The organism is Streptomyces sp. NPDC051104 (assembly GCF_040682835.1).
Taxonomy (GTDB): Bacteria; Actinomycetota; Actinomycetes; order Streptomycetales; family Streptomycetaceae; genus Streptomyces; species Streptomyces cynarae.
Map to the genome: position 1 here is coordinate 672,132 of NZ_JBFBBS010000001.1, position 21,142 is coordinate 693,273.

General features: G+C 72.4%; 15 protein-coding genes. 6 read left to right on the top strand and 9 right to left on the bottom strand.

Annotated elements, in window-relative coordinates:
- Positions 1 to 63 precede the first annotated feature (63 nt).
- Positions 64 to 1,593: a DUF6350 family protein gene (locus tag AB0N14_RS03295; protein ID WP_366024015.1), complete on the bottom strand. Its 1,530-nt coding sequence runs from the start codon at positions 1,591 to 1,593 to the stop codon at positions 64 to 66.
- A gap of 104 nt (positions 1,594 to 1,697) precedes the next feature.
- On the opposite strand from AB0N14_RS03295, the gene AB0N14_RS03300 reads away from it, so the two are divergent.
- Complete coding sequence (locus AB0N14_RS03300) at positions 1,698 to 2,504, top strand: sigma factor-like helix-turn-helix DNA-binding protein (protein WP_366024016.1); 807 nt, start codon at positions 1,698 to 1,700, stop codon at positions 2,502 to 2,504.
- Positions 2,505 to 2,594: 90 nt separating this feature from the next.
- On the opposite strand, the gene sucD is transcribed toward AB0N14_RS03300, so the two are convergent.
- From sucD to AB0N14_RS03325, 5 genes are all read right to left on the bottom strand, one after another.
- On the bottom strand, positions 2,595 to 3,479 hold the full coding sequence (gene sucD / locus AB0N14_RS03305) for a succinate--CoA ligase subunit alpha (protein ID WP_366024017.1): 885 nt from the start codon (positions 3,477 to 3,479) through the stop codon (positions 2,595 to 2,597).
- 21 nt (positions 3,480 to 3,500) lie between these two features.
- Positions 3,501 to 4,682, bottom strand: coding sequence for an ADP-forming succinate--CoA ligase subunit beta (gene sucC, locus AB0N14_RS03310; RefSeq protein ID WP_366024018.1), 1,182 nt, complete (start codon positions 4,680 to 4,682; stop codon positions 3,501 to 3,503).
- Between the two features lie 471 nt (positions 4,683 to 5,153).
- Complete coding sequence (locus AB0N14_RS03315; protein ID WP_366024019.1) at positions 5,154 to 6,332, bottom strand: VWA domain-containing protein; 1,179 nt, start codon at positions 6,330 to 6,332, stop codon at positions 5,154 to 5,156.
- Positions 6,329 to 8,683, bottom strand: coding sequence for a DUF5682 family protein (locus tag AB0N14_RS03320; protein WP_366024020.1), 2,355 nt, complete (start codon positions 8,681 to 8,683; stop codon positions 6,329 to 6,331). Before AB0N14_RS03320 ends, AB0N14_RS03315 begins: the two co-directional genes overlap by 4 nt.
- Positions 8,680 to 9,900: an AAA family ATPase gene (locus tag AB0N14_RS03325; RefSeq protein WP_366024021.1), complete on the bottom strand. Its 1,221-nt coding sequence runs from the start codon at positions 9,898 to 9,900 to the stop codon at positions 8,680 to 8,682. The genes AB0N14_RS03320 and AB0N14_RS03325 overlap by 4 nt, the downstream gene beginning before the upstream one ends.
- 134 nt (positions 9,901 to 10,034) lie before the next feature.
- Here AB0N14_RS03325 and AB0N14_RS03330 point away from each other — a divergent pair, with 134 nt between their 5' ends.
- Together AB0N14_RS03330 and AB0N14_RS03335 are read left to right on the top strand one after the other, a co-directional pair.
- Positions 10,035 to 11,387 (top strand): SWIM zinc finger family protein, encoded by a 1,353-nt coding sequence (locus AB0N14_RS03330; RefSeq protein ID WP_366024022.1) that lies wholly within the window; start codon positions 10,035 to 10,037, stop codon positions 11,385 to 11,387.
- 41 nt (positions 11,388 to 11,428) lie between these two features.
- A complete protein-coding gene (locus tag AB0N14_RS03335) occupies positions 11,429 to 13,048 on the top strand; it encodes a DUF5691 domain-containing protein (protein WP_366024023.1) in 1,620 nt (539 codons plus the stop codon).
- A 128-nt stretch (positions 13,049 to 13,176) separates the two neighbouring features.
- On the opposite strand, the gene AB0N14_RS03340 is transcribed toward AB0N14_RS03335, so the two are convergent.
- The gene (locus tag AB0N14_RS03340) at positions 13,177 to 13,593 is read right to left on the bottom strand and encodes a cobalamin B12-binding domain-containing protein (protein ID WP_030233524.1); all 417 of its coding nucleotides are present in this window, start codon (positions 13,591 to 13,593) and stop codon (positions 13,177 to 13,179) included.
- A gap of 647 nt (positions 13,594 to 14,240) precedes the next feature.
- On the opposite strand from AB0N14_RS03340, the gene AB0N14_RS03345 reads away from it, so the two are divergent.
- Positions 14,241 to 15,098, top strand: a complete 858-nt coding sequence (locus AB0N14_RS03345; protein WP_366024024.1) for an alpha/beta fold hydrolase — start codon at positions 14,241 to 14,243, stop codon at positions 15,096 to 15,098.
- Between the two features lie 314 nt (positions 15,099 to 15,412).
- The gene (locus AB0N14_RS03350; RefSeq protein ID WP_366024025.1) at positions 15,413 to 16,918 is read left to right on the top strand and encodes a M23 family metallopeptidase; all 1,506 of its coding nucleotides are present in this window, start codon (positions 15,413 to 15,415) and stop codon (positions 16,916 to 16,918) included.
- Positions 16,919 to 17,061: 143 nt separating this feature from the next.
- Here the strand turns inward: AB0N14_RS03350 and pcrA are convergent, their stop codons facing one another.
- A complete protein-coding gene (gene pcrA / locus AB0N14_RS03355; RefSeq protein WP_366024026.1) occupies positions 17,062 to 19,572 on the bottom strand; it encodes a DNA helicase PcrA in 2,511 nt (836 codons plus the stop codon).
- 235 nt (positions 19,573 to 19,807) lie between these two features.
- Here pcrA and AB0N14_RS03360 point away from each other — a divergent pair, with 235 nt between their 5' ends.
- Positions 19,808 to 20,782: a tellurite resistance/C4-dicarboxylate transporter family protein gene (locus AB0N14_RS03360; RefSeq protein WP_366024027.1), complete on the top strand. Its 975-nt coding sequence runs from the start codon at positions 19,808 to 19,810 to the stop codon at positions 20,780 to 20,782.
- Here AB0N14_RS03360 and AB0N14_RS03365 read toward each other — a convergent pair.
- Positions 20,760 to 21,113, bottom strand: a complete 354-nt coding sequence (locus tag AB0N14_RS03365) for a hypothetical protein (RefSeq protein WP_366024028.1) — start codon at positions 21,111 to 21,113, stop codon at positions 20,760 to 20,762. The two genes, AB0N14_RS03360 and AB0N14_RS03365, sit on opposite strands and share 23 nt — an antisense overlap.
- Between the last annotated feature and the right edge of the window lie 29 nt (positions 21,114 to 21,142).

The window sequence follows — 21,142 nt, forward strand, 5'->3', positions numbered from 1 at the left end:
GGACGGAATCCCCTCCGGCCCGGTGAGCGGAATGCCCTCCGGTCCCCTGGACGGACCGCGCCGTCACGACTCTTGCGGTGGGGTGGGCGTCGGGTCCGGTCCGTCCGGCCCGTCCGGCAGAAACGGATCCGCGTCCACCGCCAGCACCTCGTACGGGAACAGGTCCGGGTCCTCCCAGGCCCCGTCCATCCGCGCCCCCACCGGTTCCGACGCCACCGTCGCCGGCACGGGAGTCCCTGCGGAGGCGACCGGAACCTCGACCCGCCGCTCCTCCACCTGCCGCAGAGACCACCACCGCACGACCACCGCGACCGGCACCCCCACCCCCGCGACCCATCCCGCAGCGGCGCCCCCCACCTGCCACCCCACCGGCCCGAACCGCGCCAACGCCGCGACCCCGAGCGGCCCCCCGGACACCTCCGCGAGCCCTCCGAGCAGCAGGCCGCACATCACCGCCGCGCCCACGACACCCGTCACCGTCCGCCCGACGGACCACACCGCGCCCCGCCCCGGCCCCGGCTCGGCACAAGCGCCCCGTGCCATGAACCGCCCCACCACCACCCCGGCCGCGACCGGCACCACCCCCACCGCCCAGCCCAGAAGCCCGCCCCCGCCCCCGCTCCCGGGCACAGCCGCCAGCAGCGGAAACGGCGGCATCAGCGACGGCGCCGTCGCCGGCGACCACGGCCCCATGCCATGCCCCTCCCCCACCAGGAACCCGGGCCCCAGCTCGTACGCCGCCGCCCACACCGCCGCGTTCGGCACCAGGGCGACCGCCAGCAGCAGCACCGCTCCCTGCCCTGCCCACCCCTGCGTGACGTGGAGGAACGACTCCCGCACCACCTCGCCGTGCCACACCAGCGACACCCCCACGAGCAGCGCGCCCCCGCCGACCAGCACGGCCGTCCCGGCCAGGGCAGCCCGTCCGGCGTTCGAGAGCAACTCCTGTTCGTCACGGGTGAGCACGCGCAGCGCCCAGGTCGGCCGCTCGTACGCCCTCCACACCCCCACCCCCGCCGACACCGCGGTCACCAGCGGCAGGCAGACGAGGGTCCACACCCACGACGGCCGCAGCGCCCCCGCCGAGGCGTACAGAGCCGCCACCAGCCCCACCCCGACGTAGCCCGCCACCACACCGCACCACGCCGGCCCGACGGCAACGGGCTCCGCTCCTCCCGCGCCCTGCGTGACCTCCGGGCCATCCATGGCCTTCATGGTCTCCGCGCCCTCCATGACCTCCCCGTCCGTCGCCTCCCGCGCCGCCCGGTACAGCAGCCACACCGGCACCGCGGCCGCCAGCAGCGGCGTGATGCCGACGGGCGCCGGCACCCCGGACAGCGTCTCGGTGCGGAAGAGCACCACACCGTGCGCCAGCAGCCACGACGCGGCCGCCACCCTCAGCGCCCCGTCGGGCCCGTCGTCCGGATACGGCGCACTGATCCACAGCACGATCGCGAGCAGGGCGAGCGCACCGAGCCCCGCCACCGCGGCAAGGGCTCCACCGAGCAGGCTCGCGCCCAACCCGGGCCACCGGTCGCGCGACCGGGCGAGCAGGGACGGCAACGGAATGCGGCGGTCGGTCCATTGAGTCACGCCGCCATGCTCCCAACGACACGCGCTTTCCCGTCGTAACGCATGAAACACGGATGTGTCGCTAAAAATACTTTTATGTACCTTTCGGCACGGCGGGCCGCCTGATGAGGCAGACCCTCACGCCTCATCAGGCCTTCGACGCGCTGTACGAGTACTGCGCCCCCGCGCTCGTACGGCAGGCGTACCTGCTCACCGGACGGCGCGATCTGGCCCGTGAGGCGGTCGAGCGTGCCTTCCAGCTGGCGTGGCAGCGCTGGCCCGAGGTCGCCGTGGACCGCGATCCCGCGGGCTGGGTACGGGCAGCGGTGCACGACCGGGCGCTCTCCCCCTGGCACCGCTTCCGCCTCCACCACCGGCTCCCCGAGCCGCCGCCCCCGGGACCGTCGAACCGCGCCCTGCTGCGCGCGCTCCTGGAACTGCCGCCGACCCAACGACGCACCCTGCTGCTCTACGACGGCCTCGGCCTCGACCTGCCGGACGTCGCGGCCGAGACGGAGGCGAGCACCCCGGCCGCCGCCGGCCGTCTGCTGCGCGCCCGCGCCACGCTGGCCAGGCTCGTACCGGACCAGGCGGAACCGGAGGTCCTGCCCCGCCGACTTGCCGAACTGGCCTCCGCAGAGCCCCTCCGCGCCCCCAAGGCGCCCTCGGTCCGCTCCCACGGCGAACGCCGCACCCGCCGCTGCGCCCGCGCGGCGATCGCCCTGACGACGGCGGTCATCGGCGCGACGACCTTGACCCTGCGCACGGCCCCGAACCACTACGAGCCCCCGGTGGGCCGGGGCACTCCCGTCCGGGACATTCCCCCGCGCCTGGCCCAGGGCCCCCTGTCCCAGCCGCAGACAGCCCTGCGGAGCAAGCTGATGTCGGCCCCGCACCATGGCCCGGCCCGACTGACACCGCAGCCCCGCTGAGCGGGTCAGCCGCTGCGGCGGCTCCCGGAAAGCCCGGTGGGCCCACACCCCAAGGGGTACGGGCCCAACACGCCTTCAGCCGGGCGGAGTTCAGCCGGCCAGGATCTCCCGCGCGAGCTTCGCGGTCTCCGTCGGCGTCTTGCCGACCTTGACGCCCGCCGCCTCCAGCGCCTCCTTCTTCGCCTGGGCGGTGCCCGACGAACCGGAGACGATGGCGCCCGCGTGACCCATGGTCTTGCCCTCGGGCGCGGTGAAGCCCGCGACGTAGCCGACGACCGGCTTGGTCACGTTCTCCTTGATGAAGGCCGCGGCCCGCTCCTCGGCGTCGCCGCCGATCTCACCGATCATGACGATCAGGTCGGTGTCGGGGTCGTCCTGGAACGCCTTGAGCGCGTCGATGTGGGTGGTGCCGATGATCGGGTCACCGCCGATGCCGACGCAGGTCGAGAAGCCGATGTCCCGCAGCTCGTACATCATCTGGTACGTCAGCGTGCCGGACTTCGAGACCAGGCCGATGCGGCCCGGCTTGGTGATGTCGGCCGGGATGATGCCGGCGTTCGACTGACCGGGGGTGATCAGGCCGGGGCAGTTCGGGCCGATGATGCGGGTCTTGTTGCCCTTCTTGCCGGCGTACGCCCAGAAGGACGCCGTGTCGTGCACCGCGATGCCCTCGGTGATGACGACCGCGAGCGGGATCTCGGCGTCGATGGCCTCGACGACCGCGTCCTTGGTGAACTTCTCCGGGACGAAGATGACCGTGACGTCGGCGCCGGTCTTCTCGATGGCCTCGGCCACGGAGCCGAACACCGGGATCTCGGTGCCGTCGAAGTCGACGGTCTGGCCCGCCTTGCGCGGGTTCACGCCACCGACGATGTTGGTGCCGGACGCCAGCATGCGGCGGGTGTGCTTCTGGCCCTCGGAGCCGGTCATGCCCTGGACGATGACCTTGGATTCCTTGGTGAGGAAGATAGCCATGGTTGTGTGTGACCTCGTCCCTTACTTCGCGGCAGCAGCCAGCTCGGCGGCCTTGTCGGCCGCGCCGTCCATGGTGTCCACACGCTGGACCAGCGGGTGGTTGCGGTCGTCCAGGATCTGGCGACCCAGTTCGGCGTTGTTGCCGTCGAGACGCACGACCAGCGGCTTGTTGACCTCTTCGCCCTTGGACTCGAGGAGCTCCAAGGCCTGCACGATGCCGTTGGCGACCGCGTCACAGGCGGTGATGCCACCGAAGACGTTCACGAACACGGACTTGACGTCCGGGTCGCCGAGGATGATCTCCAGGCCGTTCGCCATGACCTCGGCGGAGGCGCCACCGCCGATGTCGAGGAAGTTGGCGGGCTTGACACCCTTGTGCTTCTCACCGGCGTAGGCGACGACGTCGAGGGTGGACATGACCAGACCCGCGCCGTTGCCGATGATGCCGACCTCGCCGTCGAGCTTGACGTAGTTGAGGTTCTTCTCCTTGGCCGCGGCCTCGAGCGGGTTGGCCGCCGCCTTGTCGTGGAGTTCCTCGAACTCGGGGTGACGGAACTCGGCGTTGTCGTCCAGGGACACCTTGCCGTCGAGGGCGATGACGTCACCGTTGGCGACCTTGGCCAGCGGGTTCACCTCGACCAGGAGGGCGTCCTCCTTGATGAAGACCTCCCACAGGCTGACCAGGACGTCGGCCACCTTGTCGGCGACCTCGGCCGGGAACTTGGCCGCGGCGACGATCTCCTGCGCCTTCGCCTTGTCCACGCCGTCGATGGCGTCGATGTCGATCTTGGCGACGGCCTCGGGGCGGGTGGCCGCGACCTCCTCGATCTCCATGCCGCCCTCGACGGAGGCGATGGAGAGGAAGGTACGATTGGCGCGGTCGAGGAGGAAGGAGACGTAGTACTCCTCGACGATCTCCGGGGCGGTCTCGGCGATCATCACCTTGTGGACCGTGTGGCCCTTGATGTCCATGCCGAGGATGTCCGTCGCGCGGGCGACCGCCTCGTCCGGGGTGGCGGCCAGCTTGACACCGCCGGCCTTGCCGCGGCCACCGACCTTCACCTGCGCCTTGACGACCGACTTGCCGCCCAGCCGCTCGGTGATCTCGCGCGCCGCCTCAGGCGTGTCGATGACTTCACCGGCCAGCACCGGTACACCGTGCTTGGCGAAGAGGTCCCTCGCCTGGTACTCGAACAGGTCCACGCGCTTCCGTCCCTATCAGTGATCTCGCGGTTCGTTGGATGCGTGGGCGTGCCGCGAAGGGCAACGTGACGTCCGCTGTGTCACAAGGGAGGCGCACACGGTGTCCGAGCGCGCGGCATGTCCGTCTCGCAGGTTATCGCCGCTCGCGGGGCCTCCATAAATCGGGGGTCACACCTGAGCGGTGATACCTGTCACATGATGCCGCGTTCTCTGGCACGGCGTGCCACCGGTGAAGGGCCTCACGGGGCTGGGGTTGCCCCGGTGAGGCCCCTTGAACAACCCCGATGGGCGTAGGACGGCTGATCCACACCCCCAATGGGGACCGGCCGGCCCTTTCCGCGGGGTTCCCGGCGGCCGAACCGACGGCTTTCGGTCGTCCGCCTCCGTCAGCCCGCGGAGTCGGTCGGATGCCGTACGACGGCACCGCCGGGCGCGTGCCGTACGGCGCCCCCCGCCCGATTCCTCGCGCCGTCAGGCCGTCTCCGGTATCGGCAGGGGCCGCTTCTCGATCGCCGCCGCCATCACCTCCGGGAAGAGGTCGGGCGTGCACGCGAACGCCGGCGCTCCGAGCGCCGCGAGCGCCGCCGCGTGCTCCCGGTCGTACGCGGGTGCCCCCTCGTCGGAGAGCGCGAGCAGCGCCACGAACTGCACCCCGGACGCCTTCATCGCCGCCACCCGTTTGAGCATCTCGTCGCGGATGCCTCCCTCGTACAGGTCGCTGATGAGGACCACGACCGTCTCCGTGGGCCGCGTGATCTGCGACTGGCAGTACGCCAGCGCTCTGTTGATGTCGGTGCCGCCGCCGAGCTGGGTGCCGAAGAGGACGTCGACCGGGTCGTCGAGCTGGTCGGTGAGGTCCACGACGGCCGTGTCGAAGACGACGAGCCGGGTGGCGATGGACCGCATGGACGCCAGCACCGCCCCGAACACGGACGCGTACACGACCGAGGCCGCCATCGACCCCGACTGGTCGATGCAGAGGACGACCTCCTTCTTCACCGACCGGGACGCCCGCCCGTATCCGATCAGCCGCTCCGGCACCACCGTGCGGTACTCCGGCAGATAGTGCTTGAGGTTGGCGGCGATCGTGCGGTTCCAGTCGATGTCCCGGTGGCGGGGGCGGGTGATACGGGCGCTGCGGTCGAGGGCGCCGGTGAGCGTGGCCCGGGTGCGGGTGGCGAGCCGCTTCTCCAGGTCCTCGACGACTTTGCGCACCACGGCCCGCGCCGTCTCCTTGGTGGTCTCGGGCATCGCCTTGTTCAGCGAGAGCAGCGTGCCGACCAGGTGCACGTCGGCCTCGACCGCCTCGAGCATCTCCGGTTCGAGCAGGAGTGTGGACAGCCCGAGCCGGTCGATGGCGTCACGCTGCATGACCTGGACGACGGAGGAGGGGAAATAGGTGCGGATGTCGCCGAGCCAGCGCGCCACGGACGGCGCGGACGCCCCGAGTCCGGCCGAACGGTCCCGTCCCTGCTGCGGTCTGTCCCCCATCCCGTACAGCGCGGTCAGCGCGCCGTCCATCCCCGCGTCCTGCCCGCTCAGCGCGTACCCGGTGCCGTCCGCCGCGTCTCCGCCGAGGACGAGCCGCCAGCGCCGCAGCCGCTCGTCGGCTCCGGCGGTGTTCGCCCCGTCGGTCGTGTGCGTGCTCATCCGGCCACCCCCACCAGGTCGTTGACATCGCTGCCGCCGGGTCCGTCCAGGCCGAGCAGCAGACGCAGCACCGGGACCACGGCGTCCGCCCGTCCGGTGTCAAGGTCGGCGCCGAACCCGGGGACACCCGCGCCGGTGGCCGCCGCACTTCCCCGTGCGTCCGGCCCGCGGCGCGCCAACTCGCCGAGGGTGCGCCGCACTCCGGGCTCGTACGCCGAGAACGTCCGCCGCAGCAGCGGCAATACGTCGGTGAACGCCTCCGCCGTCACCCCGGTGAGCCAGGCGTCCACCAGCGCGAGCAGTCGCTCGTCGTGCACGAGGAGCATCCCGCCGCCGGAGCCGCCCCCCACGAACCCCTCGATCCAGGCGGCGGCGTCCGCCGGTGGCGTCCCCGGCGACAGCACGAGCCCCATGAGCCGCGCGGCCTCGTCCTGCGCCAGCTCCCCCTCGTCCAGGAGCAGCCGCACGGCCCTGCCGCGGATCACCCCGGGCACGGTGTCCCGTCCGCCGAGCACCCTGAGGACGGCACGCCATCGCTCCCGTATGTCGCCGTGGTCCGCCGCGATGCCGTCCCCGAGCAGCCCCACCGCGCCGTGAACGGCGTCCACATGACGCCGCATCTCATCGGCCGCCTCCGCGTCCAGCGCCGCGCACGCCGGTGGCAGCCCGACGAACACGCGCTCGGCGAGACCCGCCGCGACGTCCGCGAGGGCCCGGGTGTCCGTACCGCGCACGTCCCCGTAGCGCAGGGAACGGACCAGGGCGGGCAGCGCCTGGGCGAGGTGCCCGACGTCGGCGTCGAGGGCGGCTCGGTCGGCGAGGACCCGCATCACCACGGGCAGCGCCGCCGGCAGTTCCGCCAGCAGGCACCGCTCGGCGAGCGCGGTGACGTCGGCGAGGGCCCGCGCGGCGGTGGCGTCCGCCTCAGCCCTGGCGGTCGCGGCGGCGAGCACGGTCGTCCCCCACACCCCGGCCTCGGCGACCCGCACCGCGAGCTCCGGTTCCCAGCGCAGCCGCCAGGTCTCGCGGAACGTCCCCGTGCTGCCCCGCGAGGCCGCGGGTTCCCCCCAGCCGATCCCGAGGAGCCGCAGCCGGTGCAGCAGCCGGCTGCGCTCGGCGTCGGTGTCCTTGCGCAGGTCCAGCTCCACCTCCCGCTCCAGGGGCTCGGGTTTGAGCCTGAGCCGCTTCTGCAGCCGGGCGAGGTCCCGCTGCAACGGCACGGCGGGGGCCGATTCCGGCACCTCCCCCATGTCGTCGCCGACCACCAGCCGGTCGCGCACCAGCGCCAGCGGCACGTCCGAGCCCTCGCACATCACCGCCCGCACCGCGTCGGTCGTCTCCGACAGGCCCGGGAGCGGGCGCCCGCGCAGGACGGCGAGCGTTTCGGCGAGTCGCACCGCCTCGATGACGTGCGCGGACGACACGATCCGGTCCTCCTCACGGAGCAGCCCGGCGACCTTGGTCAGCCACCGCTCGACGGGCCGGTCAGGTGCGCGGAACAGATGCCCGTACCAGCCGGGCGAGTCGATTCCCGCCCCGTACCCACTGGCCCGGGCGAGCCTGCGATGGGTCCAGGGCACCCAGGTCATGTCCGTCTTGACCTTGGGCAGGCCCTTCAGCAGCGCCCGGTCGGCGGTGACGGAGGTCCGCTCGCGCAGCGCGGGCACGTGCCAGGCCCCGCACACCACCGCCACGTCGGTCCCGAACTCCCGCTGTGCGGCGCGGACCTGAAGCCGCATGTACGCCTCCCGCACGAGGTCCCGCTCGTGTCCCCCGGCGCCGTACTCCTCCCGCAGGGCGGCCATGGCCTCCCCGAGCACGGTGAACGGCGCAAGCGGGTCCCCCGTCCCCACGCCCCGGTGCTCGACGACGTCCTCCCACCATCGCTCCGGGTCGTCGTACCCGGCGGCCTCGGCCAGCACGGCGAGGGGGTCGACACGGACGGTGGTGTCGGAGCCGTCGACCGCGTCGGGCTCCTCGGCCTCGGTCCCCGTGGCTTCTTCCTTGTCCCACGCCAGTGTGTGCGCCGCGGGCAGGTCGATGAACCGGGCCGGAACCCCCCGGCGCAGGGCCCAGCGGATCGCCACCCACTCCGGGGAGAACTCGGCCAGCGGCCAGAAGGCCGATCGTCCGGGCTCGTCCACGGCGTGAGCGAGCAGGGCGACGGGGGGCCGCATGTCCGGGTGGTCCGCGAGCGGGATCAGGGCGTCCGCCTCCGGTGGCCCTTCGATCAGCACGGCCCCGGGTCGCGCCGCCTCCAGCGCGGCTCGCACGGCCCGTGCGGATCCCGGCCCGTGGTGCCGCACCCCGAGCAGCAGTGGTCCCCTCCGCGGGGAGTCGGTGTCTTTCACGCGGTCACCTCCCGGCACGCGCGGTAGAAGTCGGTCCAGCCGTCGCGCTCGCGGACCACCGCTTCCAGGTACTCCTGCCAGATGACGCGGTCGGCCGCCGGGTCGCGGACGACGGCGCCGAGAATGCCCGCGGCGATGTCGCTCGGACGCAGCACGCCGTCGCCGAAGTGGGCGGCCAGCGCCAGTCCGTTGGTGACGACGGAGATCGCCTCCGCGGTGGACAGGGTGCCGCTGGGCGACTTCAGCTTGGTCCGGCCGTCCGTCGTGACCCCGCCCCGCAGTTCGCGGAAGACGGTCACCACGCGGCGGATCTCCTCGATGCCGTCGGGCACGGCCGGCAGGTCGAGCGAGCGGCCGATCTGGTCGACCCGGCGGGAGACGATGTCGACCTCGGCCTCCACGCTGTCCGGGAGCGGCAGCACCACCGTGTTGAAGCGGCGGCGCAGCGCGCTCGACAGGTCGTTGACCCCGCGGTCGCGGTCGTTGGCCGTGGCGATCAGGTTGAAGCCGCGGACCGCCTGCACCTCCTCGCCCAGCTCCGGTATCGGCAGCGTCTTCTCCGAGAGGATCGTGATCAGCGTGTCCTGGACGTCGGCCGGGATGCGGGTCAGTTCCTCGACGCGGGCGGTCATCCCCTCGGCCATGGCCCGCATGACGGGGCTCGGCACCAGGGCGTCGCGGCTGGGGCCGTGCGCGAGCAGCCGCGCGTAGTTCCACCCGTAGCGGATCGCCTCCTCCGGGGTCCCGGCGGTGCCCTGCACGAGCAAGGTCGAGTCGCCGCTGATGGCCGCCGCCAGGTGCTCGGACACCCAGGTCTTGGCCGTGCCTGGCACGCCGAGCAGCAGCAGGGCGCGGTCGGTGGCGAGCGTGGTGACGGCGACCTCGACGATGCGGCGCGGGCCCACGTACTTCGGTGTGATCACGGTGCCGTCCGGCAGCGTGCCGCCGAGCAGGTAGGTGGCGACGGCCCACGGCGACAGCTTCCAGCGGGCCGGTCGCGGCCGGTCGTCCTGGGCGGCCAGCGCGGCGAGTTCGTGGGCGAAGGCGTCCTCGGCGTGCAGCCGCAGCGCTTCCGCGGGCGCGGTCCCCTTCTCCTGCCCGGGTGTGAGCACGGGTGCGGACTCCGGCATGCCGGGGCTCGCGTCCCCGCTTCCGTTCGCGGGCGCGGACGGGCTCGGGTTCGCTTCGACGGACTTGTGGTCAACGGACGCACGCATGGCCGTATCCCCCTCCAGCTCGGCCGGTTCGGATCTGTCACCAACCGTGCACCACACCACTGACAATGCGCGGTGACCTGCCCAAACGCCGTCGCGAGGGCCGATTGTCAGTGCCGGGACCTACCGTCGACGACATGAATTGGCAGGGGGAGCGCTGGACCGCGGAGCAGGTGCTGGCACTGGCACCTGATGCGGCGTCACGCAAAGCGGGAAGCAAACTCGGCACGGCCGGGCCGTGGTCGGAGACGGGCAGTTCCGACGAGGGGACGGTGTGGGGGCTGTGCAAGGGCAGTGGCAGCAAGCCGTATCAGACGGTCGTCGACATCGCGGACGTGGCGGGGCCGGCGTACAAGTGCAGTTGCCCGAGCCGCAAGTTCCCGTGCAAGCACGCGCTGGGGCTGCTGCTGCTCTGGGCGGGCGGGGACGGCGCGGTGCCGCGGGGACAGGAGCCGGACTGGACGGAGCAGTGGATCAAGGGGCGCCGTCAGCGTGCGCAGGAGAGGCGGGCGGCCGGTGGTTCCCCGTCGGCCGCGTCCGCCGATCCGGAGGCGGCCCGGCGCAGGGCGGAGCGGCGGGCCGAGCGGATCACGGCGGGGGCGACGGAGCTGGAGCAGCGCCTGGCCGACCTGGTGCGCGGCGGCCTGGCCGCGGCCGAGCAGGCGGGGCACGGGCTGTGGGAGGAGACGGCGGCCCGCATGGTGGACGCGCAGGCTCCTGGACTCGCCGGGCGGGTGCGGGAGTTGGGGGCACTTCCCGCGTCGGGCCCGGGCTGGCCGGTGCGGTTGCTGGAGGAGTGCGCGCTGCTGCACCTGCTGGATCAGGGCTGGCTGAGGCGTGAGCGGCTGCCGGAGGGGCTGGCGGCGACGGTCCGTTCGCGCGTCGGCCTGGCGGGTTCACCCGACGGCTCTCCCGTCCGCGACCGCTGGCTGGTGCTGGCGCAGTACGACACCTCGGACGGTCGGCTGACCACACGCCGGATCTGGCTGTACGGGGAGAAGTCCGACCGCACGGTGCTCCTTCTTTCCTATGGAGCGGCAGGGCGCGCGCCGGAGCCGGCCCTGCCGGTGGGGCTGACCTTCGAGGCCGATGTATCGCCCTATCCGGGCGCGGGGCAGCTGCGGGCGGCGCTGGGCGAGCAGTTCACGCCCCCGGCCCCGGCAGCGACGAGACCGCCGGGCGTGACAACTCCGGACGCGGCGGCGCGGTACGGGGAAGCCCTCCGGGCCGACCCGTGGCTGGACTCGTACCCCGTGACGCTGGGCCGGGTCATACCGACCCCGCTCGACCGCTCCTGGCAACTGGCGGACGCGGACGGCGGCACGGCGCTGCCCCTGACGCCGTCGGCGGGCAGCCGACCGGGTCTGTGGCGGCTGGTCGCGCTGTCGGGCGGCGCTCCGGTCACGGTCTTCGGCGAGTGCGGCCACCGCGGCTTCACTCCGCTCACCGCCTGGCCGGAGGGTGCCGGAGAGGCGGTCCCGCTGTGCTGACGACACCCGAGCGACTCGGTACCGATCCGGAAGGGGCCGACATGAATGCGACTCCCGCTCCCCCGGGCACGTCCCCCGCCGTGCCCTGGGAGGAGCTTGTCACGGTGGCCCTGCTGGGCACCGACCGGCGCACCCCGCCCTGGCTGCCGCCCGGCCCGCAGGCCCCGGCCGCGCTGCTGGACCTGGCCGCCGTGGAGACCGTCCGCCGCAGAGCCGGGCTGCGCCCCGCACCGGCCGGACCGCGCCCGGAGCCCGCGGCGGCGGACCCCCGCCCACCGCTGCCGCCCGCGGCGGCCCGCAGACTGGCCCTGCTGCTGTCCGACCGCCCCGGCACGGGCGGCGGCCGCCGGGGGACGGCACCCGACCTCATGGAGCTGCTGCCGCAGTGGCTCGCGCTGGCCAACGAACGCGGCTACGCGCCACCCCCGCAGGCGCTCCCGGCGCTGCTGGACGCGGCCCGCGCCCGCACGGATCTGCGACCGGCGGCACTGGCGTTCGCCGGCCCGCGCGCCCTGTGGCTGGCCCGGATGAACCCGGAGTGGCGCTTCGCACTGCGCTCCCTGCCCGGCGGCGGTCCCGATCTGCCGCCGCCTCAGGAGCCTGAACGCGTCCGACGACTGTGGCAGGAGGGCCTGTTCGCCGAGCGGGTGGCCCTGCTCACCGCGCTGCGCGCACGGCACCCCGCTCTCGCCCGGGACCTGCTGGCCGGCACTTGGGCGACGGAGCGGGCCGAGGACCGCCTGATGTTCCTCGACTCGCTGCGCACAGGACTTCAGCCGGTGGACGAGCCCTTCCTGGAGCAGGCGCTCTCCGACCGCAGCCGCAATGTGCGGGCGACGGCGGCGGAGTTGCTGTCCGCACTGCCGGATTCGGCCCTGGCCGGGCGGATGGCGGGGCGGGCGGCGGCCTGCGTCGCGGTCGACCCCACACAGGGGGAGCCGGTGATCGTGGTCGAGGCGCCGCACGAGTGCGATCCGGGCATGGAGCGCGACGGGGTGGTGCCGAAACCACCGACGGGACGAGGCGAACGGTCCTGGTGGCTCGGCCAGTTGGTGGAGGCGGCGCCGCTCGGCACATGGCCGGCGCGGCTCGGGGGGCGTACGCCGGAGGAGATCGTCGCGCTGCCGGTCGCCGACGACTGGCGGAGCGAACTGCACGCGGCCTGGTGCCGGGCGGCGGTACGGCAGCGGGACGCCGCATGGTCGCGGGCCCTGCTCGGCCCGCCGTCCGCACCGGAGGCCGCGGGCCCGGGGGCGGTGTCCCTGGCCGAGCGGGCGAAGCTGCTGTCGACGCTGGCTCCCGGGGACCGGGCCGACTGGGTCGCCGGGTTCATCGCGACGCACGGCCTGTCTGAGGCGTTCCAGTTCCTCGGGGTGTGCGCGGTGCCCTGGGCCGCTCCCCTGGGCCGGGCCGTCGTCGACGCCCTCAACATCGCGCGGGACGCCGGAAGCTACCCGTGGAGCTTCAGCGGGGTGATGGGGCTGGCGGAGCGGTGCCTGGACCCGGCGGAGGCGAGCCGCCTGGACGCGCTGACGGCGATACCGGACGAGCCGGAGGACGCGTCGCCGGGTGCGGGCGGCTACTGGGCGGAGGCGTTCCAGCGCCTGACGACGACGCTGCGGCTGCGGGCGGCGATGGCGGAGGAACTGCGGGATGCGTGAGCCGTGGGTCCACCCCAGCCCCTCGGTCCCTCCGCTCCGGACGCCGATCAGCCCGCCGCGGCCGGCGGGCTGTGCCCGGCTCCGCCATGTGGCGACTGTGAAAGGCGCGACGACGCCGCCTACGGACGTTACGCCCCGGCAGGCTGCCGTACGTTCGCCCGTACCCAGTCCACGATCGACGCGGTCGTCGCCCCGGGCGTGAAGATCTCCGCGACGCCCTTCTCCTTCAGCAGGGGGATGTCGGCCTCTGGGATGATGCCGCCGCCGAAGACCAGGATGTCCTCCGCGTCGCGCTCCTTCAGCAGGTCGATCACCGCGGCGAACAGCGTGTTGTGCGCGCCGGACAGGATCGACAGCCCGATCGCGTCGGCGTCCTCCTGGATCGCCGTGTCGACGATCTGCTCGGGCGTCTGGTGGAGACCGGTGTAGATGACCTCCATTCCCGCATCGCGCAGCGCCCGCGCGATCACCTTGGCCCCCCGATCGTGGCCGTCGAGCCCCGGCTTGGCCACCACCACGCGGATCGGACCGGCTGCCACACCCATCACTGCCTCCATGAAGCGACTACACACACCCTGTACCGATGGACCGCCTGCCGCCACATCACCGCACTGGCGGACACACGGACCGCACGGTCGGCACGCCTCGAACCGGCGGATCAACCCCGCCGGCACCGGCGCCCCGCGCCGTACCGACCCGGCAAGTGAACGAACGTTATCGCCAGCATCCCGCAACCGGCAGTTTCACGGTGGTGACCGAGGGGGAAATCACACAATGGGACACGTTCGCCGCGCAGGGTCCCCCCTCCCCGCGGCACACGCGCCGCAGCAGCGGCTCGAGCGCCGTGGACCGAGGGGATCGTGCGCAAGGAGAGCCGCACCAAGGCGGCCGCACCACCGCCCCGCCAGCGGGGCGCCGTGGTGGTGGGGTACGCCGGCGATAAGGAATGCAAGGGCACGAAAGCGGGGAGCACCACCCGTACGAGGAGGACGGGACACCGCGCCACGAGCACGGGCGGGTTCATGTCATCACGACGAAAACGGCGCCCGTCGCGTCACCCGGCGCCGTACGCGCCGCACCCGCGGCACAGCCGTACCCGCGGCACCTGCCCCACAGGCCACCGCTACGGCTTTCCATGAGGGCACACGGGGGCACGGAGACGTCCTCGCGCGTGCCGACGGGAGGTCGGCCAATGAAGGTCACCGGGGTAGTAGAGCCTCTGGTTCCGCTGTGCCAGCGCCTGTTCCCCAGCAGACTGGCCGGACTCTCCATCGCGCTGCTGAAGGCGACCGCCCTGGAGCTGGCGATTCTCGCCGGACATCTGCTCCTCTACCCGTCGGGAATCATCCAGGAGCGTCGCTGCGCCCCGCTCCCGCCCCCTCCGGACACCACCGCACTCCCCACCGAGGCCAAGCCTCCGGTGATCCTGCTGCACGGGTTCATCGACAACCGCTCGGTCTTCGTCCTCCTGCGCCGGAACCTCGCACAGCACGGCCGTCAGCACATCGAGTCACTCAATTACTCCCCGTTGACGTGTGACATTCGCATCGCGGCCGAGTTGCTCGGCCGGCATGTGGATGAGATCTGCGAGCGCACGGGGCAGCGGCAGGTGGACATCGTCGGACACAGCCTGGGCGGTCTGATCGCCCGGTACTACGTGCAGCGGCTGGGTGGCGACCTCCGCGTCCGCAGGCTCGTCACGCTCGGTACACCCCACTCCGGCACCCGCGTCGCCCCGCTCGCGAACGCGCACCCCATCGTCCGCCAGATGCGTCCGGGCTCGGAGCTGATCGAGGAGCTGCGTGAGCCGGCGCCCGGCTGCCGTACGCACTTCGTGAGCTTCTGGAGCGATCTGGACCCGCTGATGGATCCGCTCGAGGCGGCGTGCGTCGACCATCCGGACCTGGTGGCGCAGAACATTCGGGTGAGCGGCATCGGCCATCTGGCCCTGCCGGTGCACCCCGCGGTCGCGACCGGGATACGGCAGGCCCTGGACCTCGAGGAGCCGACGGCGGCCGCGGCCCACACCGGCGGCCTCACGGTGGCGTGAGCCCCATCGCGCGCCACGCCTGACAGAACCCGGCGTCCGCTGACACAGCACCCGACGTCCGCGCGCGACCCGGCACCCGGCACCGGCGCTCGACACAGCACCGGCACAGCCGCGGACACCTCCCCGACACCCGCACACCCTCGAACATTCATCGAACGCAGCACCAAGGCCTTGTGCGGCGACCGCCGAAACACGGCCGAATGCCCGTTTCCCGCCCACCGGAAACCTGCGGAAGATTGTCGCGCCCGCGTACCGCCGGGTACAGTCGCCGCACTGCTCTGGCAGCCCCTGTTGTCGAGGCGAAAGAGAAGTCGGTGCACGACCGTCACCCGTCGGGGACCGCAACCCCCCCGGCTCCGGCCCCCGATGCCGCCTCGGCGCAGTACGCGCCGTACGGCCCGCAGGGTGGCCAGTACGGTGAGTTCACGACCTACGCCGACTCCCCCGCGTCCTTCGCGGCCGATCCCCTCTTCGGCGACCTTCCGGGTGACGGCGGGACCGGTGCGTACGACGCCGGCCAGTGGTCCACCGGCAGCCACGAGACCTTCGGCACCGGTACGCACCAGACGCTGCACTACGATCCGTACGCCGCCCAGCACCACGCCGCGTTCGACATCGGCGCCCATGACACGGCGGCGTGGGCGACGGGATACCAGCAGCTGGCCGCCATTCCCGCGCAGGCCACGGCCCCCGACGCCACCGGCCAGTGGGACGCGCAGGCCTGGCTCGAGGCGGAGCAGTCGGCGGGCCTCACCCCGCAGTGGGACTGGGGCACGCAGACCTTCGACACGGGCACGTACGACGCCACGCAGTGGAACTCGGCGGGAAGCCCGGAGCACGAGTCGGAACAAGCGGCCACCGGCGGCTTCGAGCACGCCGTTCCCCACCCTTTCGCCGACGCCGAGCCTTTCGCCGACGCCGAGCCCTTCGAACACCAGGCAGCCACCGCCACCTTCGATCAGCTCCCGGCCGAGCGGCACACCGACGACGACGCGCCGTCAGGAGCAGCCGACGACGTCTCGCTGCTCGACGACCAGGAAGAGCGCACACCCCTCCCGCCCTCGCGTACCGCATCCCGCGCCGCGAGCCGTTCCCGGCGTCGCAGCCCGGCGAAGCGGTCCGCGCTGCTCACGGTCGCGGTGCCGTCGGTGTGTGTGATGGGGGTCGCCGGGATCGCCGCGGCGACCGTCGGCGTGGGCGGGGACGACGGCAAGGACACCACGGCGAGCGCCCCCGACACACCGGTGAAGCCGTCCGCCGCCAACAAGAAGCTGGACTCCCAGCTCGCGAACCTCTCCGCGGGCGCGAACGACTTCGCGGACCGGGCGAGTCGCACCCAGGAACGTATCGACCTCAAGGCCCAGCAAGTGGCCGAGCAGAAGAAGGCGGCGGCCGAGGCGGCGCTCAAGGAGCGGCTGCGTCCCAAGTTCGCGCTGCCGGTCCTGCAGAGGGGCCTCAGCGCCTACTTCGGCCAGGCGGGCGTCAACTGGATGTCCGTTCACACCGGCATCGACTTCCCGGTGGCGTATGGGACGACGGTGATGGCCGCGACCGACGGCACCGTGCAGACCAAGTGGAACAGCGCGTACGGCAACATGCTGATCGTGACCGCCAAGGACGGCACGGAGACCTGGTACTGCCACCTCTCCAGCTACCGGGTCCCCTCCGGTACGATCGTGAGGGCCGGTCAGCCGATCGCGTACTCCGGCAACTCGGGAAACTCCACCGGCCCGCACCTCCACTTCGAGGTGCGACCCAGCGGAGGCGCCGCGATAGACCCGCTGCCGTGGCTGCGCAGCCACGGGCTCGACCCGACCTGACCGACTCGGGCTCGACCCGACCGACGGTCATCGGCCGGCTCCCCGAACGACCGGTCATCGACCGGCTCCCTGACCAACCGGCTCATCCCACCGACCGACTCCGCGTCGAGCCCACGCCGTTCAGCGAGGGCCCGGAAGCGCGGCTACAGCTTCTCCACCGGTGCGTACCGCAGCAGCAGCCGCTTCGGCTTCTCATCCCCGAAGTCGATCGTCGCTTCCGCGTTCGACCCCGTGCCCTTCACAGCGACGACCGTCCCCAGGCCGAACTGGTCATGGGTGACACGGTCGCCCACCGCCAGCGAGACCACCGGCCGCTCCGTCGCACCGCCCCGGCGCGTGGCGAACCCGGACGCGCCCGCCGCCGACGAGCGCGAACGGGACGACGACAGCGAGGCCGCCACCCCCGAGAGCGGCCCGGACGACGGCGCGGCGGAAGAACCGCCCTTCCGCTTCCACTCCACGTGCTGCTCCGGGATCTCCTCCAGGAACCGCGAGGGCGGGTTGTACGACGGCTGGCCCCAGGCGCTGCGCATGGCCGACCGCGTCAGGTAGAGCCGCTCACGCGCACGCGTGATGCCGACGTACGCCAGGCGCCGCTCCTCCTCCAGTTCCTTCGTCTGCCCGAGAGCGCGCATGTGCGGGAAGACGCCGTCCTCCATGCCGGTCAGGAAGACCACCGGGAACTCGAGGCCCTTCGCGGTGTGCAGGGTCATCAGCGTGATGACGCCGTCGCCCTCTTCCTCGTCGGGGATCTGGTCGGAGTCGGCGACGAGTGCGACCTGCTCCAGGAAGTCGGCCAGAGTGCCGCCCGGGGCGGCAGCCCCTGCGGTCTCCGCTCCCTCGCCGCGCTCCTGTTCGAACTCCAGGGCCACGGCGGCGAGTTCCTGAAGGTTCTCGATCCGGGTCTCGTCCTGGGGATCGGTCGAGGACTGCAACTCGGCGAGGTAGCCGGTGCGTTCGAGGACGGCCTCGAGGACCGTGGCCGGTCCGGCGCCCGACTCCACGATCGTGCGCAGCTCCTCCATCAGTGCGTTGAACCGCTTGACCGCGTTGGTGGAGCGGGGCGCCATGCCGTACGCCTCGTCCACGCGGCGCAGGGCCTGCGAGAAGCTGATCTTCTCGCGCTGGGCGAGGGCGTCGATCATCGCCTCGGCGCGCTCGCCGATGCCCCGCTTGGGCACGTTCAGGATGCGCCGCAGCGGCACGGAGTCCTCCGGGTTCGCCAGCACCCGCAGGTAGGCGAGGACGTCCCGGACCTCCTTGCGCTCGTAGAAGCGGACGCCGCCGACGACCTTGTAGGGCAGGCCGACGCGGATGAAGACCTCTTCGAAGACACGGGACTGGGCGTTGGTGCGGTAGAAGACGGCGACGTCTCCGGCCTTGGCCTCGCCCGCGTCCGTGAGGCGGTCTATCTCGTCGGCGACGAACTGCGCCTCGTCGTGCTCGGTGTCGGCGACGTAGCCGGTGATCCGGGCGCCGGCGCCCGCGTTGGTCCACAGGTTCTTCGGGCGGCGGGACTCGTTGCGCTCGATGACCGCGTTGGCGGCGGAGAGGATCGTCTGCGTGGAGCGGTAGTTCTGCTCCAGCAGGATCGTCGTGGCGTCCGGGTAGTCCTCCTCGAACTGGAGGATGTTGCGGATGGTAGCGCCGCGGAAGGCGTAGATCGACTGGTCGGCGTCGCCGACGACGCACAGTTCGGCGGGCGGGACGTCGTGCTCGTTCGGTGGGACGTCCTCGTCGTGCGCGCGGGTGCCGACGAGTTCGCGCACCAGGGCGTACTGGGCGTGGTTGGTGTCCTGGTACTCGTCGACCAGCACATGACGGAAGCGGCGGCGGTAGTGCTCGGCGACGTCCGGGAAGGCGCGCAGCAGATTGACCGTCGTCATGATCAGGTCGTCGAAGTCGAGCGCGTTCGCCTCGCGCAGGCGGGACTGGTAGAGCGCGTACGCCTGGGCGAGGGTCTTCTCGAAGCCGTCGGACGCCTGGGCGGCGAAGTCCTCCTCGTCGATCAGTTCGTTCTTGAGGTTGGAGATCTTGGCGCTGAAGGACTTGGGCGGGAAGCGCTTGGGGTCGAGGTCCAGGTCGCGGCAGACGAGGGCCATCAGGCGCTTGCTGTCGGCGGCGTCGTAGATGGAGAAGGAGGACGTGAAGCCGAGCTTCTTGCTCTCCCGGCGCAGGATGCGGACGCAGGCGCTGTGGAAGGTCATCACCCACATCGCGTTCGCGCGCGGACCGACGAGCTGCTCGACGCGCTCCTTCATCTCGCCCGCGGCCTTGTTGGTGAAGGTGATCGCGAGGATCTGTCCGGGGTGGACGCCCCGCTCGGCCAGCAGGTACCCGATGCGGTGGGTGAGCACGCGCGTCTTGCCGGAGCCGGCGCCGGCCACGATGAGCAGGGGGGAACCGGCGTGCACGACGGCCGCGCGCTGGTTCTCGTTCAGCCCCTGCAGCAACGCCGTCATGTCGACGGCAGGGCGGTGCGCGCCGTTGCGGTAGTACGCGTCCCTGTCCGGTGGCAGGTCGAACTTCCCGCCGAACAGATCGTCCGGAACCGGCTCCGGAGCGTGCTGGTCCTCGGGTGGCGGGGGCTCCTCCTCGTGGGCCGGAGTGGCCTTGAGGTCCGCCAGGAAGCTGTCGTCAAAGAGGCTGCTCATCGCTCTCCGAGTCTAGGCCGCCCCACCGACAGCCGGTCGCCGCCCTGGAAACTCGCCCGCGAAGGCGACCGCCCGAGCCATCTCCACTGCCGGAATCAACCGTTCACCCTGCGCTCCAGAAGAACGCTGTGCCCGTCTGACCCATTGGGCCGGGCACGCACGCGTGGGGTTGCTTTCCGTCGTCGCGCGCGTGCCCCCGTACGCAACCCGTGCGCGCGTCCCTAGCATCGGGCGCATGTCAGGCACCTCCACGCTGCGCACCTGGTGGGCGCCGCGTTCGCCCGCCACCGGGTCCGCCGTCATGGCGACCGGCATCCTGTCGTTCGGGCTGCGCCTGACCGGCCAGCAGATCCTCTCCCGCCTCGCCCTGGTCCTGGCGGGTGTCGCCTGGCTGGGGCTCGCCGCCGACATCGCCCTGCAACTGCTGTGGGACCGGGAGCAGTGGCGGGCCCGGGCCGGCTCGCCGGCCGCGCTCACCATGGTGCCGGCGACCACCGTGCTGGGCTCGGGGGTGTCCGCTCTGAACGGGCAGCCGCTGGCCGAGGCGCTGCTCACGCTGGCCGTGGTGCTCTGGGCCTGCCTGGTGCCGTTGACCGTGCCGGAATGGGAGCGCCGGATGCCCGGCGCGGTGTTCCTGGGGTGCGTGGCGACGGAAGGGATCGCGGCGCTCGGAGCGGTGCTCGCGGCGGCCGTGGGGGTGGCGTGGCTCGCGCACACGGCGCTGGTCTTCTTCTGGCTCGGGCTGGTGTTCTACCTGATCGGGCTGGGCTGCTTCGACCCTCGGCAGGTGGTGACCGGGGCGGGCGACCAGTGGATCTCGGGCGGCGCACTCGCCCTCTCGGCGCTGGCCGGTTCGCAACTCATGAGCGCCGCGCACAAAGGGCTCTACTTGTGGAACAACGACGACAGCGGCGTCCTGCGCGGTGTGACGGTCGCCCTCCTCGTCCTCGCCCTGGGCTGCTACGTCGTCCTGGCGGTGGCCGAGGTGCTGCGGCCCCGGTTCCGCTACGACGTCCGGCGCTGGTCGACCGTGTTCCCGATGGGGATGACGGCGGTGGCGGCGCTGTCCGTCGCCTCCTCCGTCGGCGTGCCGTGGCTGCGCGGCCTCGGCCGGGTGTTGCTGTGGATCGCGGTGGCCGCCTGGCTCCTGGTCCTCGCCGGAGCCGTCGCGTCCGCTGTGGACGGCGTCAGGTCCAGAGCACGGCGATGAAGATGTTCGCCAGGGTCGCGGCGCCGACGAGGCCGAAGAGGGGTTTCTCGACGGTCTCCTCGTCCCGCTTCACATAGACCAGGCCGAGGATGACGATCAGCAGGGCCAGCTTGATACCGATCTTGATCGTGTTGACCGAGTGGTGGTCCGCCTGGTTGAGGCCGACCAGCGCCACCCCTGTGATGAGCATGGTCAGCGCGCCGTGCAGCATGGCGGGCACGAAGCGTGCCGTGCCCTGGCCCATCGCCTTCATCTGGGTGAGGAAGCCGCCGAGGAGCGCGGCGATGCCGACGATGTGCAGTCCGACGAAGAGGTGGATGAGTACGTCCATGGGGCCGGAGCCTAATCAGCTCGCCCGTG

Coding starts and splice junctions, on each gene's coding strand:
- AB0N14_RS03300 (WP_366024016.1), top strand. CDS start 1,698: ATGAGGCAGACCCTCACGCCTCATCAGGCCTTCGACGCGCTGTACGAG.
- sucD (WP_366024017.1), bottom strand. CDS start 3,479: ATGGCTATCTTCCTCACCAAGGAATCCAAGGTCATCGTCCAGGGCATG.
- AB0N14_RS03315 (WP_366024019.1), bottom strand. CDS start 6,332: ATGAGCACGCACACGACCGACGGGGCGAACACCGCCGGAGCCGACGAG.
- AB0N14_RS03325 (WP_366024021.1), bottom strand. CDS start 9,900: ATGCGTGCGTCCGTTGACCACAAGTCCGTCGAAGCGAACCCGAGCCCG.
- AB0N14_RS03330 (WP_366024022.1), top strand. CDS start 10,035: ATGAATTGGCAGGGGGAGCGCTGGACCGCGGAGCAGGTGCTGGCACTG.
- AB0N14_RS03335 (WP_366024023.1), top strand. CDS start 11,429: ATGAATGCGACTCCCGCTCCCCCGGGCACGTCCCCCGCCGTGCCCTGG.
- AB0N14_RS03340 (WP_030233524.1), bottom strand. CDS start 13,593: ATGGGTGTGGCAGCCGGTCCGATCCGCGTGGTGGTGGCCAAGCCGGGG.
- AB0N14_RS03345 (WP_366024024.1), top strand. CDS start 14,241: ATGAAGGTCACCGGGGTAGTAGAGCCTCTGGTTCCGCTGTGCCAGCGC.
- pcrA (WP_366024026.1), bottom strand. CDS start 19,572: ATGAGCAGCCTCTTTGACGACAGCTTCCTGGCGGACCTCAAGGCCACT.
- AB0N14_RS03360 (WP_366024027.1), top strand. CDS start 19,808: ATGTCAGGCACCTCCACGCTGCGCACCTGGTGGGCGCCGCGTTCGCCC.
- AB0N14_RS03365 (WP_366024028.1), bottom strand. CDS start 21,113: ATGGACGTACTCATCCACCTCTTCGTCGGACTGCACATCGTCGGCATC.